General features: G+C 57.2%; 13 protein-coding genes. All 13 read left to right on the forward strand.

Going from position 1 to position 14,902, the window contains the following annotated elements; translation table 11 throughout:
* Positions 1-6: 6 nt before the first annotated feature.
* The 13 genes from ACMYUN_RS22965 (at position 7) to ACMYUN_RS23025 (ending at position 14,886) form a co-directional block, all read left to right on the forward strand.
* The gene (locus ACMYUN_RS22965; RefSeq protein WP_415763997.1) at positions 7-2,214 is read left to right on the forward strand and encodes a bifunctional prephenate dehydrogenase/3-phosphoshikimate 1-carboxyvinyltransferase; all 2,208 of its coding nucleotides are present in this window, start codon (positions 7-9) and stop codon (positions 2,212-2,214) included.
* A complete protein-coding gene (cmk, locus tag ACMYUN_RS22970; protein ID WP_024013869.1) occupies positions 2,211-2,900 on the forward strand; it encodes a (d)CMP kinase in 690 nt (229 codons plus the stop codon). The genes ACMYUN_RS22965 and cmk overlap by 4 nt, the downstream gene beginning before the upstream one ends.
* 119 nt (positions 2,901-3,019) lie before the next feature.
* Positions 3,020-4,705, forward strand: a complete 1,686-nt coding sequence (gene rpsA, locus ACMYUN_RS22975; protein WP_016770920.1) for a 30S ribosomal protein S1 — start codon at positions 3,020-3,022, stop codon at positions 4,703-4,705.
* Between the two features lie 192 nt (positions 4,706-4,897).
* Positions 4,898-5,176 (forward strand): hypothetical protein, encoded by a 279-nt coding sequence (locus ACMYUN_RS22980; RefSeq protein ID WP_129997345.1) that lies wholly within the window; start codon positions 4,898-4,900, stop codon positions 5,174-5,176.
* Positions 5,177-5,329: 153 nt separating this feature from the next.
* Positions 5,330-5,626, forward strand: coding sequence for an integration host factor subunit beta (gene ihfB / locus ACMYUN_RS22985; protein ID WP_007950920.1), 297 nt, complete (start codon positions 5,330-5,332; stop codon positions 5,624-5,626).
* A gap of 30 nt (positions 5,627-5,656) precedes the next feature.
* A complete protein-coding gene (locus ACMYUN_RS22990; RefSeq protein WP_039760034.1) occupies positions 5,657-5,896 on the forward strand; it encodes a lipopolysaccharide assembly protein LapA domain-containing protein in 240 nt (79 codons plus the stop codon).
* A 222-nt stretch (positions 5,897-6,118) separates the two neighbouring features.
* The gene (rfbB, locus tag ACMYUN_RS22995; RefSeq protein ID WP_129997343.1) at positions 6,119-7,195 is read left to right on the forward strand and encodes a dTDP-glucose 4,6-dehydratase; all 1,077 of its coding nucleotides are present in this window, start codon (positions 6,119-6,121) and stop codon (positions 7,193-7,195) included.
* Positions 7,192-8,085 carry a dTDP-4-dehydrorhamnose reductase gene (gene rfbD / locus ACMYUN_RS23000; protein WP_415761855.1) on the forward strand — a complete coding sequence of 298 codons (894 nt, stop codon included), beginning with the start codon at positions 7,192-7,194 and terminating at the stop codon, positions 8,083-8,085. Before rfbB ends, rfbD begins: the two co-directional genes overlap by 4 nt.
* Positions 8,082-8,972: a glucose-1-phosphate thymidylyltransferase RfbA gene (rfbA, locus tag ACMYUN_RS23005; RefSeq protein ID WP_039760028.1), complete on the forward strand. Its 891-nt coding sequence runs from the start codon at positions 8,082-8,084 to the stop codon at positions 8,970-8,972. The genes rfbD and rfbA overlap by 4 nt, the downstream gene beginning before the upstream one ends.
* A 251-nt stretch (positions 8,973-9,223) precedes the next feature.
* Positions 9,224-10,666 carry a mannose-1-phosphate guanylyltransferase/mannose-6-phosphate isomerase gene (locus ACMYUN_RS23010; RefSeq protein ID WP_310405673.1) on the forward strand — a complete coding sequence of 481 codons (1,443 nt, stop codon included), beginning with the start codon at positions 9,224-9,226 and terminating at the stop codon, positions 10,664-10,666.
* Positions 10,667-10,815: 149 nt separating this feature from the next.
* On the forward strand, positions 10,816-12,180 hold the full coding sequence (locus tag ACMYUN_RS23015) for a phosphomannomutase (RefSeq protein WP_415761856.1): 1,365 nt from the start codon (positions 10,816-10,818) through the stop codon (positions 12,178-12,180).
* A 100-nt stretch (positions 12,181-12,280) separates the two neighbouring features.
* Positions 12,281-13,504: a hypothetical protein gene (locus ACMYUN_RS23020; RefSeq protein ID WP_310405677.1), complete on the forward strand. Its 1,224-nt coding sequence runs from the start codon at positions 12,281-12,283 to the stop codon at positions 13,502-13,504.
* Complete coding sequence (locus tag ACMYUN_RS23025) at positions 13,501-14,886, forward strand: glycosyltransferase family 4 protein (RefSeq protein WP_415761857.1); 1,386 nt, start codon at positions 13,501-13,503, stop codon at positions 14,884-14,886. Before ACMYUN_RS23020 ends, ACMYUN_RS23025 begins: the two co-directional genes overlap by 4 nt.
* The last annotated feature ends 16 nt before the right edge of the window (positions 14,887-14,902 follow it).

Consider the following 14,902-nt stretch of genomic DNA (forward strand, 5'->3'; position numbering starts at 1 on the left):
GCACCTATGATCGGTCGCCTTGTGGTGGTCGGTCTGGGGTTGATCGGTGGTTCGTTTGCCAAAGGCTTGCGTGAAAGAGGCCTGTGCCGTGAAGTGGTCGGCGTCGATCTGGATCCGCAATCGCGCAAGCTCGCGGTCGAATTGGGTGTGGTCGATCGCTGCGAAGATGATTTGGCGGCGGCTTGCGTCGGTGCCGATGTGATTCAGCTGGCGGTGCCGATTCTGGCCATGGAAAAGCTGCTCGCGCGTCTGGCTGTCATGGATCTGGGGCAAGCGATTCTTACGGATGTCGGCAGCGCCAAAGGCAACGTGGTGCGCGCGGCGACCGAAGCGTTCGGCGGCATGCCGGCGCGTTTCGTCCCGGGGCACCCGATTGCCGGTTCCGAGCAGAGCGGGGTGGAGGCCTCGAATGCCGAGCTGTTCCGCCGGCACAAGGTGATCCTGACGCCGCTCGAGCAGACCGATCCTGCCGCGCTGGCGGTGGTCGATCGCCTGTGGCGCGAACTGGGTGCCGATGTCGAGCACATGCAGGTCGAGCGTCACGACGAAGTGCTGGCCGCGACCAGCCATCTACCGCACCTGCTGGCCTTCGGTCTGGTCGATTCATTGGCCAAGCGCAATGAAAATCTGGAGATCTTCCGTTACGCTGCCGGTGGTTTTCGCGATTTCACAAGAATCGCCGGAAGCGACCCGGTGATGTGGCACGACATCTTCCTCGCCAACCGCGAGGCTGTCCTGCGCACACTCGATACATTTCGCAGCGACCTCGACGCCTTGCGCGACGCGGTCGATGCAGGGGATGGGCACCAATTGTTGGGCGTTTTCACGCGCGCCCGGGTTGCCCGCGAGCATTTCAGTAAAATCCTGGCCCGCAGGGCCTATGTGGACGCTATGAATTCCAACGATCTGATCTTCCTGGTTCAACCTGGTGGCCGCCTGTCCGGTCGGATTCGCGTACCGGGTGACAAATCGATTTCCCACCGTTCGATCATGCTCGGCTCGCTGGCCGAAGGCGTCACCGAAGTCGAAGGCTTCCTTGAGGGCGAAGACGCCCTGGCGACCTTGCAGGCGTTTCGCGACATGGGTGTGGTCATCGAAGGCCCGCACCACGGCCGCGTGACTATCCATGGTGTCGGCCTGCACGGCCTGAAACCGGCGCCGGGCCCGATCTATCTGGGCAACTCCGGCACCTCGATGCGTCTGCTCTCCGGCCTGCTGGCGGCGCAGAACTTCGACAGCACCCTGACCGGCGACGCTTCGCTGTCCAAGCGCCCGATGAATCGTGTGGCCAATCCGCTGCGGGAAATGGGCGCCGTGATCGAAACTGCTGCTGAAGGTCGTCCACCAATGACCATTCGTGGCGGGCACAAGCTCAAGGGCCTGACTTACACCATGCCGATGGCCAGCGCGCAGGTGAAATCCTGCCTGCTGCTTGCCGGTCTGTATGCCGAAGGCAAGACCACCGTCACCGAGCCGGCACCGACGCGCGACCACACCGAGCGCATGCTGCGTGGCTTCGGCTACCCGGTCAGCGTCGACGGTGCCACGGCTTCGGTCGAATCCGGCGGCAAGCTCACTGCAACTCACATCGAAGTGCCGGGCGATATCTCGTCATCGGCGTTCTTCCTCGTTGCGGCCTCGATCGCCGAGGGTTCCGAACTGGTGCTCGAGCACGTCGGTATCAACCCGACCCGTACTGGCGTGATCGATATCCTGCGGCTGATGGGCGCCGATATCACGCTGGAAAACCAGCGCGAAGTCGGTGGCGAGCCAGTGGCTGACTTGCGCGTGCGGGCAGCTAGACTCAAGGGTATCGAGATTCCGGAAGAACTGGTCCCACTGGCGATCGACGAATTCCCGGTACTGTTCGTTGCTGCTGCATGCGCCGAAGGGCGTACCGTGCTGACCGGCGCCGAAGAGCTGCGGGTCAAGGAGTCCGACCGGATTCAGGTCATGGCGGACGGCTTGCTGGCGCTGGGCGTCAAGTGCGAGCCGACCCCGGACGGTATCATCATCGACGGCGGCCAGATCGGCGGCGGTGAAGTGCACGGTCACGGCGACCACCGTATTGCCATGGCCTTCAGCGTCGCTTCGTTGCGCGCTACCGCACCGATCCGCATCCACGATTGCGCCAACGTCGCGACCTCGTTCCCCAATTTCCTCGCGCTGTGCGGGCAAGTCGGCATTCGTGTGGCACAAGAGGCTCAGTCGTGAAAAACATTGCACCGGTCATCACCATCGATGGGCCAAGCGGCTCCGGCAAAGGCACGGTCGCCGGGATTCTGGCCAAGCGTCTGGGCTGGAACCTGCTGGATTCCGGTGCGCTTTATCGCTTGCTCGCGTTCGCTGCGCACAACCATGGCGTCGACCTGACCAATGAAGAGCTGCTGAAGACATTGGCCGCTCATCTGGATGTGCAGTTCATCGCCGCGACCGAAGGTCAGCTGCAGCGGATCATTCTGGAAGGCGACGAAGTCAGCGATGTCATCCGTACCGAAAGCGTCGGTTCCGGCGCCTCGCAAGTGGCTGCGCTGCCCGCCGTGCGCGAGGCGCTGCTGCAGCGCCAGCGTGCTTTCCAGGAAGCGCCGGGCCTGGTGGCCGACGGTCGCGACATGGGTACGGTGGTGTTTCCGGATGCACCGCTGAAGATTTTCCTCACCGCCAGTGCCGAGGAGCGGGCGCGCCGTCGATATTTGCAGTTGAAGGGCAAAGTCGAGGGTGTTAGTCTGTCGAGTCTGCTAGATGAGATCCGTGCACGCGATGAGCGTGACACCCAGCGCGCAGTAGCCCCGCTCAAGCCGGCGGCCGACGCGATTCAGCTGGATTCAACGGAGCTTTCCATCGATCAGGTGCTTGAACGCATCATGAGCGAGATCGCCATTCGCGATATCGCCGGGTGACCAAGAAGGTCGCAGGGGACCAGTCATAGTCCTGCGGTGCTTCTTTTAAATGAAACTAACCCACACCGTCTGGGGTGTGGAGATGGGCGTTTACTTCGCCCTCATCTACAGGAATTAAAATGAGCGAAAGCTTTGCGGAACTCTTTGAAGAAAGCCTGAAAACCCTGAACCTTCAGGCAGGCTCCATCATCACCGGTGTTATCGTTGATATCGATTACCAGGCTCGCTGGGTAACCGTTCACGCTGGTCTGAAGTCTGAAGCACTCATCCCGCTTGAGCAGTTCTACAACGATGCTGGCGAACTGAACATCAACGTTGGTGATGAAGTTCACGTTGCTCTGGATTCGGTTGAAGACGGCTTTGGCGAGACCAAGCTGTCCCGTGAAAAAGCCAAGCGCGCTGAATGCTGGATCGTTCTGGAAGCAGCCTTCGCAGCCGAGGAAGTGGTCAAGGGCGTTATCAACGGTAAGGTTAAAGGCGGCTTCACTGTCGACGTTAACGGCATCCGTGCGTTCCTGCCAGGTTCCCTGGTTGACGTCCGTCCAGTGCGCGACACCACGCACCTGGAAGGCAAAGAGCTGGAATTCAAGGTCATCAAGCTGGACCAGAAGCGCAACAACGTTGTCGTTTCCCGTCGCAGCGTCCTCGAAGCCGAGAACTCCGCCGAGCGTGAAGCTCTGCTGGAATCCCTGCAGGAAGGCCAGCAAGTCAAAGGTATCGTCAAAAACCTCACCGATTACGGCGCATTCGTCGATCTGGGTGGCGTGGACGGCCTGCTGCACATCACCGACATGGCCTGGAAGCGCATCAAGCATCCTTCCGAGATCGTCAACGTTGGTGACGAAATCGACGTCAAGGTTCTGAAATACGATCGCGAACGCAACCGTGTTTCCCTGGGCCTGAAGCAACTGGGCGAAGATCCATGGGTTGCTATCAAAGCCCGTTACCCAGAAGGCACTCGCGTTACCGCTCGTGTAACCAACCTGACCGACTACGGCTGCTTCGCTGAGCTGGAAGAAGGCGTTGAAGGTCTGGTACACGTTTCGGAAATGGACTGGACCAACAAGAACATCCACCCTTCGAAAGTCGTACAAGTCGGCGACGAAGTGGAAGTCATGGTTCTGGACATCGACGAAGAGCGTCGTCGTATCTCCCTGGGCATCAAGCAGTGCAAGTCGAACCCATGGGAAGACTTCTCTGGCCAGTTCAACAAGGGCGACAAGATCTCCGGCACCATCAAGTCGATCACCGATTTCGGTATCTTCATTGGTCTGGACGGCGGCATCGACGGTCTGGTTCACCTGTCCGACATCTCCTGGAACGAAGTGGGCGAAGAAGCCGTACGTCGTTTCAAGAAGGGCGACGAGCTGGACACTGTCATCCTGTCGGTTGACCCAGAGCGCGAGCGCATCTCCCTGGGCATCAAGCAGCTGGAAAGCGATCCGTTCTCCGAGTACGTCTCGGTTAACGACAAGGGCGCTATCGTGACCGGTACCGTGAAAGAAGTTGACGCCAAAGGCGCCATCATCGTTCTGGCCGACGACATCGAAGCTACCCTGAAAGCCTCCGAAATCAGCCGTGACCGCGTTGAAGACGCGCGCAACGTTCTGAAAGAAGGCCAGGAAGTTGAAGCCAAGATCATCAGTGTTGATCGCAAGAGCCGCGTAATCCAGCTCTCGATCAAGTCGAAAGACGATGCTGAAGAGAAAGAAGCCATCCAGAGCCTGAAAGCAGCTCCGGAAGGCGAAGCAGCTGATACCACTATGGCGGCACTGCTGCGTCAAGCAATGGCCAAACAGAACTGAGTTCTGCTTGATCATTAAAAAGGGCGACTTCGGTCGCCCTTTTTTGTGTCTGCGATTTGGTCTTTGTACGTCCGTGCATGAAACCAATGCCGACGCCTGCGGGTCTGTTTCTTTAATCGGATCAATCGCCTATTCGCGACTAAGCTTGGTCTTGAGCGTTAGTCGTCAGGCTTGCCTGGCATAAGGAAGTGGATGAACAAGTTACTTGTTGCTGCAATGGTCCTGGCGCTGGCAGGGTGCACCACCAGCGCGAAAACCCATGCGGTGCGCGGCGTCAGTGGTATCGAGGTCGACTGCTCGGGGCTGGGCTCCGGTTGGGAAAAGTGCCAGAAGCGCGCAGCGAAGGAGTGCAAGGGCAAGGGCTACAAGGTCATAACCCGGTCTGATGATGCCGAAGATGACGACCAATATCCGTTCGGCTTCAATCCGGCAGGCTTCGTAACCCGGACCATGCTGGTGATGTGTCGTTAGGTGCGCAGCGATCCGACTCGCCAATGGGATGCCCTGAAAATGGGCATTTTGACCCCGGGAAAGATATGTCAATCCCTGGGCTGTTCAAAATCTTCCGGGCATGCTAAAACCTTTCAAGCGCTGATCTAGCTGCTTGAAAAAGAAGGGAAAAATATGACGAAGTCGGAGTTGATCGAACGAATTGTCACCCATCAAGGGCTACTCTCATCCAAGGATGTGGAGCTGGCCATCAAGACCATGCTTGAACAAATGTCTCAGTGCCTCGCCACCGGTGATCGTATTGAGATCCGTGGTTTCGGCAGCTTCTCCCTGCACTATCGCGCGCCTCGTGTAGGTCGCAATCCCAAGACCGGCCAGTCCGTCAGTCTGGACGGTAAATTCGTTCCGCATTTCAAGCCGGGTAAAGAATTGCGTGATCGGGTAAATGAGGAAGAGGAGGAGGGCGCTTGATCTTCGCTATTCAAATTCAAGGGGGCGTGAATGCGTAACCTGAAACGCATACTGCTTGGCGTTTTTCTTCTGCTGATGGTTCTGATTGTTCTGGCATTTGTGCTGGAGAACCAACAATCGGTTGCGCTTTTGTTTCTGGGTTTTTCCGGCCCGCAGTTGCCAGTCTCGGTGGTTGCAGTGTTGGCGCTGCTGATTGGCATGCTGATTGGCCCGGTATTGGGCTGGTTTCTGGGGCGTTCATCCAGAGCCGCGCGCAAGCCAATGGTCTGAAAGCGGCAGGCGCACGGCATCTGTCGAAATTGCGTCTCGGCGTGCCTTTATCCATTAGTAAAACCATCATTAAGCTGTAAAATGCGTCCCTTGTTCGATCGTGCCTTCTGCATGTCGATTCAGACTGACTCTGACGGATGCCGACTGATAGTGGCTTCTGCATTCATGGATTAGACCGCGCTCGCTGGCAGCGCTGTCCGCAGCTCAAGGGTATCGCTTCGCGTGAAAATTCTAGTTACCGGCGGTGCCGGCTTCATTGGCTCGGCAGTCATCCGTCATATCATCTCCAAGACTTCCGATGCAGTCGTTAACGTCGATAAACTCACGTACGCCGGCAATCTGGAGTCATTGGCGGAAGTCAGTCAGAATTCCCGTTATGCGTTCGAGCGGGTCGATATCTGTGATCGTGACCAGATCGACCGCGTTCTGCGTGAACATCAACCGGATGCAATCATGCATCTGGCCGCAGAATCCCACGTTGATCGCTCTATATCGGGACCTTCCGACTTCATCCAGACCAATATCATCGGTACTTACACGCTGCTCGAAGCCGCGCGCCATTACTGGGCTGCGTTGGATGATGCACGCAAAGCGAATTTCCGCTTCCATCACATTTCGACCGACGAGGTTTACGGAGATCTCGAAGGTCCGGAAGACCTCTTCACCGAAACCACGCCTTATCAGCCAAGCTCACCCTACTCGGCGAGCAAGGCCAGCTCTGATCATCTGGTTCGGGCCTGGGCACGCACTTATGGCTTGCCTACGCTGGTTACCAACTGTTCGAACAACTATGGCCCATGTCACTTCCCTGAGAAGCTGATCCCGCTGATCATTCTCAACGCACTTGAAGGCAAGCCGCTGCCGGTGTACGGCAAAGGCGATCAGGTTCGCGATTGGTTGTATGTCGAAGATCATGCTCGTGCGTTGTACAAAGTCGTCACCGAAGGCGTCATCGGTGAGACCTACAACATTGGCGGACACAACGAAAAACAGAACATCGAAGTGGTGCATACCCTGTGTTCGTTGCTCGATGAATTGCGGCCTGATTCGGCCCATCGTCCCCATGCCAGCCTGATTACCTATGTGCAGGACCGACCTGGGCATGATCAGCGCTATGCCATCGATGCCAGCAAGATCCAGCGGGAATTGGGTTGGGCGCCTGAAGAGACCTTCGAGACCGGAATTCGCAAGACTGTCGAGTGGTACTTGAGCAACGCTGATTGGGTTGAGCACGTGAAGAGCGGCAGCTATCAGCAGTGGATCGATCAGAACTACACGGATCGCTCGAACAACGCATGAAAATCCTGCTGCTGGGCAAGAACGGTCAGGTGGGCTGGGAGCTGCAACGCTCTCTGGCTCCGCTTGGGGAGTTGATTGCGCTTGATCGCCATCAGGCCGGTGGATTGAATGGCGATCTGTCGAATCCCGAGGCTCTTCGCACGACGATTCGGCAGGTGCAGCCCGACGTTATCGTTAACGCTGCTGCTTACACTGCGGTTGATAAAGCCGAATCGGAAACCGACTTGGCTGACCGTGTAAACGGCATTGCAGCGGGTGTTATGGCTGAAGAAGCCGTCGCCTCGGATGCCTGGCTGGTTCATTATTCAACCGATTACGTTTTCAATGGCCAGGGCACTGCCGCGTGGCGGGAAACGGATGCCGTTGCGCCGGTGAACCATTATGGATTCAGCAAACTCGCCGGCGAGCAGGCAATCACTGCATCGGGTTGCAAGCACCTGATCTTCCGTACCAGTTGGGTTTATGGTGCTCGCGGTAACAACTTCGCGAAGACGATGCTGCGGTTGGCCAAGGATCGCGAAACGTTGAGCGTGGTCGCGGATCAGATTGGTGCGCCTACCGGTGCAGATCTGATTGCCGACGTAACGGCTCAGGCGCTTCGCCAGGCCCTGCAACGGCCCGAACTGGCGGGGTTGTACCACTTGGCAGCCGCTGGTGAAGTGTCCTGGCATGGCTACGCAAACCAAGTGATCGCCTTCGCTCAAGCCAATGGTGAATTACTCGCCGTGAAGGCTATCGAGCCAGTCGAAAGCGCTGCCTATCCGACGCCCGCACATCGACCGCTGAACTCGCGTCTGGATACTCAAAAGCTGCGCGCTACTTTTTCTCTACACTTGCCGGATTGGCAAAGTGGTGTAACCCGAATGCTCAGGGAAATTCTGAATAAATGATCAAGACCAATCGTAAAGGCATCATTCTCGCTGGTGGCTCCGGGACACGTTTGCATCCGGTCACGCTGGGGGTGTCCAAGCAGCTGTTGCCTATCTACGACAAACCGATGATTTTCTATCCGTTGTCTGTGCTCATGCTCGCGGGCATACGAGAAATCCTGATCATTTCGACCCCTGAAGACTTGCCCAATTTCCGCAAGTTGCTGGGCGACGGCAGTCTGTATGGCATCGAGTTGAGTTATGCCGAACAGCCGAGCCCGGACGGCCTTGCGCAGGCGTTCATCATCGGCGAATCGTTTATCGGTAGCGACCCTTGCTGCCTGATTCTCGGCGACAATATCTTTTACGGTCAGTACTTCACCGAAAACCTTCGCTCTGCCAACGCTCAGGCCTCAGGCGCGACAGTGTTCGGCTATCACGTGTCCGACCCGGAGCGTTTCGGGGTGGTGGAATTCGATGCCAATGGCTGCGCGCTGAGCATCGAAGAAAAGCCACTGAAGCCGAAATCCAACTACGCCGTGACCGGGTTGTACTTCTACGATAACCAGGTCGTCGAAATCGCCAAGAACATCAAGCCGTCGGAACGAGGCGAGCTGGAAATTACCGACATCAATCGTGCGTATCTGGAACAGAAAACCCTGAACGTCGAAATGTTGGGGCGCGGCTTTGCCTGGCTGGATACCGGTACACATGACTCGCTGCTGGAAGCCGGGCATTTCGTCCACACCATCGAGCATCGTCAGGGGCTCAAAGTAGCGTGCCTGGAGGAAATCGCCTACCACAACGGCTGGATTACCGATGAGCAGGTCGAAGCTCAGGCGCAGCGCCTGAAGAAAACCGGATACGGGCAGTATCTGCAAAAGTTGCTGGATCAACCCGCGCGTTGACGGGCGCTGCTTGCCGACCACCGTTCGTTGCATTCTGTCGAATCATCAAGGGGGCTGGCGCTGTAGAATGGCAGACAATCACGCAACGTATTCGGCGCTCGCGAGGGCGTATGTGTCATCAGCCCTGTCGTCTTGAGGCCGAGAGGCGGGGCAAGGATTCTGCACTGGGTTCGGTGCAGTTCGACTGCAATCATTATTGAGACTGCTTTCCTGGATATCATTTGCAGGAGAGAGGGTTAAGGACTTTGAGCATGGAACTGATTCCCGTAATTTTGTCTGGCGGAGTGGGCAGCCGGTTGTGGCCTGTATCCCGTGAAGCCCATCCAAAACCCTTCATGGAGTTGCCGGATGGTCAGAATCTGATCCAGAAGACGTTCTTGCGCGCCTCACGGCTGGACGGTGTGGTGGAAGTCCTCACCGTGACCAATCGCGAGTTGCTGTTCAAAACTGAAGATGAATACGGCGTCGTCAACACGGCCAGGCACGCGCAAGGCTTCATTCTCGAGCCCTTTGGGCGAAACACGGCGGCGGCAGTGGCCGCAGCGGCCTTGCAACTGGAAGCCACCCATGGTCCCGATGCACATATGCTGGTGCTCGCCGCCGATCATTTGATCCAGGACGAAAAAGCCTTTGCCGCGGCGGTGTCCGATGCTGTGGCGCTGGCCAGTGAAGGCTGGCTGGTTACGTTTGGCATTCAGCCGACCTATCCGGAAACCGGTTTCGGTTATATCGAAGCGCAGAAAGAGGCACCGCTCAAGGGCGGGTTGAAGGTCGCCCGGTTTGTCGAGAAACCTGATCTGGAGACTGCACAGAACTACGTCAGTGCTGGCAACTATTTCTGGAACTCGGGCATGTTCTGTTTCCGTGTAGGCACCGTTCTGGAAGAGCTTCGGCTGCACGCCCCCGACGTTGTCGAGGCGGTTGCAAAGACCATCGAGGTGTCTCGCCTATCGTCCTCCAACAAATATCGTTGCCTGGCGCTGGACAGCGAAAGCTTTGCGCAGGTGCCGGATATCTCCATCGACTATGCATTGATGGAGCGTTCCCAGAAAGTCGCGACCATACCGTGCGACATTGGCTGGAGTGACATCGGTTCATGGAACGCGGTGAGCGAACTGACTGCGCCGGATGAAAACGGCAACCGCTTTGAAGGCGAAGTGTTGTCCCATGGCTCGCGCAATAATTATGTGAACAGCGAGGGGCGTCTGACTGCGCTGGTCGGTGTGGAAGACCTGTTGGTCATCGACACGCCTGATGCGGTGATGATTGCTCATAAAGATCACGCTCAAGACGTGAAACACATCGTCAATCAGCTCAAGGCGTGCAGCCACACCGTGCATTTGCTGCACCGTACGGTCCACCGTCCATGGGGTACCTATACCACCCTGGAAAATGGCGAACGCTTCAAGATCAAGCGAATTGTAGTAAAGCCCAAAGCGTCGCTGTCGCTGCAGATGCATCATCACCGCAGTGAACACTGGATCGTCGTCAGCGGGATGGCGGTCGTGGTCAACGACCAGCAGGAACTGATGCTCAACACCAACGAGTCGACGTTCATCCGTGCCGGTCACCAGCATCGCCTGATGAACCCGGGCGTCATTGACCTGGTGCTGATCGAGGTGCAAAGCGGCGATTATCTGGGTGAAGACGATATCGTCCGCTTTGAAGACAATTACGGCCGCGTCGACAAATAACAGCGCGGTGGCAGCCATAGGCCTGACCGGCGATTTTTTACCGGTCGGGCTTATTTGCATGTGACATTGCGCGACTTCACTCCCTATCGATGATTCACAGCTGCGGCATTTTCCGGCGGCTGTCTCGGATTCCCAGGCAAGAGATCGAAATGCATACCCCTATCAAGACCCGCTGCTTTAAGGCTTATGACATCCGTGGTGAAGTACCGGTCGATCTGAATGAGGATGTCGCTTACCGGATCGGCCGGGCCATGGTCGTTGAGTTGCAAGCCAAAAGCATCGTGCTGGGGCGCGATATGCGACTGGAAAGTCCGATGCTGGCCGAGGCGATGGCCCGTGGACTGAGAGAGGCAGGTGCCGATGTCATCGACATCGGCCTGTGCGGAACTGAAGAAGTCTATTTCGCCACCAGTGCCTTCAATGCCGATGGTGGCGTAATGATCACGGCGAGTCACAATCCCAAAGGCTATAACGGGATGAAACTCGTCAAGTCGCAATCACGTCCCATCAGCGGTGACACCGGGCTGAACGCCATCCGTGATCGGGTAGAGAGTGGTGACCTTGGCGCGTTGGCGGAAGCCGTAGGTAATGTGCGTGAGGCGTTCGATAAAAGCCGTTACATCGACCACTTGCTGACTTACATCAACGTGGCGAACCTCAAGCCGCTGAAGATCCTTGCAGACCCTGGCAACGGTGCTGCCGGGCCGGTCCTGCAGGAGTTGATGGGCAAGTTGCCATTCGAATGGACGCTGATCAATGCCGAGCCGGACGGTCACTTCCCCAATGGCGTGCCCAACCCTCTGTTGCCGGAAAATCGCGAGCTGACGCGCCAGGCATTGCTTGAAAATGGCTGCGATGTCGGGCTGGCGTGGGATGGGGATTTTGACCGGTGTTTCTTTTTCGACGAAACCGGCCGGTTTATCGAAGGTTATTACCTGGTCGGGCTGTTGGCGGAAATGTTGCTCAAGCAACACCCGGGCAGCAAGATCATTCATGACCCGCGACTGACCTGGAACACCATCGAGCAGGTCGAGCAAGCGGGCGGCGTGCCGGTGTTGTGCAAGACGGGGCATGCATTTATCAAAGAGCGCATGCGTATCGAGGACGCCATTTATGGCGGCGAAATGAGCGCCCACCACTATTTCCGTGATTTCGCCTATTGTGACAGCGGGATGATCCCGTGGTTGTTGGTCACGGCCCTGATGTCCAGCACTGGCAAGAGCCTGGCGCAACTGGTCGACGAGCGTATTGACGCTTATCCATGCACCGGCGAGATCAACTATCGCGTTGAAGATGTGCCGGCGATGCTGCACAAAGTCCTGGAGCATTTCCTGCCGCTCAATCCCGCGCTCGACAGGACTGACGGCATCAGCGTGTCGTTTGCCGACTGGCGCTTCAACCTGCGCGGCTCCAACACCGAGCCGCTGTTGCGCCTGAACGTCGAAACCCGTGGCGATCAGGCATTGATGTGGGCGCGTCTGAAACAGATCGAGTTGTTGATCAAGGGTGCTTGAAGCTTCGCCCGTCTGGTATTCAGCGGCGCCCGTGCTTGGGTGAGCGAAGCACAGCGATGCGGGCGCGGGTTGCGAAATATCATTTCTATAGGTTGCCATTTTGAAAACGGTTTTATTGCTAAGCACGTACCCGATTGCCAGTCCCCGTCACGGCGGACAGGTCCGGGTCGCCAACATCGCCAAGACCTTTCGCGAAAATGGTTGGGATGTAACTCATCTGGCTGTATATGAGCCGGAAGGTTATCCGCCATCTACCCTGGGTGCCAACGATGTCAGCTTTCCGGCTGGCAGCGACTTCAGGAAATACAAGGGCACGTATGTGCCACTGATCAACGATTTGCTGTCCGGGGAATTCGCAGCGTCGGAGCAGGGCGGTTTCGCTGACATTCTCAAGAAACTGCCGCCAGTGATCGACGTCATTCATGTCGAGCAGCCATGGCTATGGCCGCTGGTGCTGAAGATCCGCCAGATGCCGCAATACGCCAATGCGTGCCTCATCTACGGCTCGCAGAACATCGAAGCTCCGCTGAAGCAGGAGATTCTCGACAGCTATGGCATCAAGGGCGCCGAATCGGTGATCGCCGACATCGAGACGCTCGAGCGCAAGGCAACGCTGGAAGCAGATATTGCCGTGGCGGTAACCCAGGCCGATTTCGATATTCTCAAGGTCTGGGGCGCGAAAAGACCGCTGCTGGCGTCCAACGGTATCGCGCCATGGTCGGCCAGGGCGGAGTTGCTCGCCAGTTGGAAAGAGCGGCTGCCGCAGTCGCCCTGGATTCTCTATGTTGCCAGTGCCCATCCGCCCAATTTCAAGGGTTTCAATGAATGCCTCGGCAGTTCTCTGGCGTGCATTCCTCCGGACAGCAAACTGGTGGTGGTCGGCAGTGTATGTGAGCACCTCGAAACCACACTTCGCGACAGTCGCTGGGGACAACTGAACCTGTCGCGCCTGCAACTGCTGTACATGCTGCCGGACGAAGATCTGGACGCCGTCAAGACACTTGCGCACGCATTTCTGTTACCGATCCCTCACGGTGGCGGCTCGAATATCAAAACCGCAGAAGCCATTTACTCTGGCAAGTACGTCATCGGCACCGAAGCGGCATTTCGTGGTTTCGAACAGCATCTTCTGCTTCCCGAGATCAGTGTTGCGCGTACGCCCCACGAGTTTCATGCGGCAATCCGCGCGCGTCTCACCGGGCCTGCGATGATCAGTGGTGACGGCCCGGACAGAGCATCGCGTGAGCCATTGACGTGGGCTCGGAGTCTGGAATCAATTCCGCGTACAGCGGCAGACGTTATCGTTCAGAAGGCGCAAGCATGACCACCTGGTTTGATGTAACAACCATTCTTGGCTGGCGTCGGCCAGCCGTAGGCATTATTCGTACCGAGGCCGAGGCTGCGGCCCATGCGCTCGAACTGATCGCGGCGGGGGAAGAGGTGAAGTTCTGCTTCTTCAGTCATGCCACCGGATACAGCGCGATCGATGCGACCGACGTGGCAAAAACCCTGAAGAGAATTTCCGGGGTTCACGCGGCAGCGCCAGGCCGGGCAATTGCCGGCACTACCAATAAACGTTCGATAGAGGCGCGCCTGAAAGAAAAGGCGACCAAGGTACTGAACCGCCTGCCTCCCAAGTTGAGCGGGCGTATCTATCAGTTTTTCCAGCTGCGCCGTACCTCCATCGTGGAAGCGGTGATCGGCGGCCGCCATTTGATTTCGGCCGCACGGGCTTTTTTCAAACCGGCCCAGCGCAGCCATGTATTCAATCCTGCGTCACGCAAAGTGCACAGTGGCGGCCATCCCTTTGCCAAAGGTGACAGCTACATATCGGTGGGGCTGGACTGGGACAATAAAGACCTTGTGCATCTCTATGAGTTGAAGAAGCAGGTCGGTTTGCGCGTCATTCTCTTCTGCTACGACGTGATTCCGGTGAGGCTGCCACATTTGTGTGTGGGTGATGTTGCGGCCAAGTTTGCCAATTACTTTGCTGACGTCGCTTGGTGCGCGGACAAGATCCTGTGCATTTCCGAATGCACGCGCAAGGATCTGATCGCGTTGCTCGATGAATTGGGTGCGCCGGTTCCTGAAACGGCGGTGGTCAAGTTGGGCTGCCAGCTATCTCACGAGTTGAGCGACGCCGTCAGCCCTGACGTCGAAACATTGTTGAAAGAGCGTTTCGTCCTGTTCGTTTCCACGATCGAGCGCCGCAAGAACCATGAAGTGCTTTACCGCGCCTATACCCGCCTGATCGATAGCGGTGTTCAGGATCTGCCTAAACTGGTCTTTGTCGGAATGCCGGGTTGGGGCGTGGGTGACTTGTTATCGGACATCTCGCTTGATCCGAGAACTCAGGATTACATACGCATTCTCAATAACGTGTCGGACTCAGACCTCATGCACTTGTACCGCAACTGCATGATGACTGCGTTCCCGTCATTGTATGAAGGGTGGGGACTGCCTGTTGCCGAAAGTCTGGCTGCCGGCAAGTACTGCCTGGCCTCCAATGCGGCTTCGATTCCGGAAGTAGGCGGGCAGCTGCTGGATTACCTGGAGCCATGGGATGTGTCGGCTTGGGTGGCTGAACTGCACAAGTATGCGTTCGATCCGCTGGCGCTGGCGGCCAAGGAAGCGGCGATCAAACGTGATTACAAACCCGTTGCCTGGAAAGAGACGGCGCAGTTTGTTTTCGATAGCCTGAAGTAACGATTACAGCATGCGG

It is taken from the genome of Pseudomonas sp. CP4, from assembly GCF_047758505.1.
Taxonomy (GTDB): Bacteria; Pseudomonadota; Gammaproteobacteria; order Pseudomonadales; family Pseudomonadaceae; genus Aquipseudomonas; species Aquipseudomonas fluorescens_AO.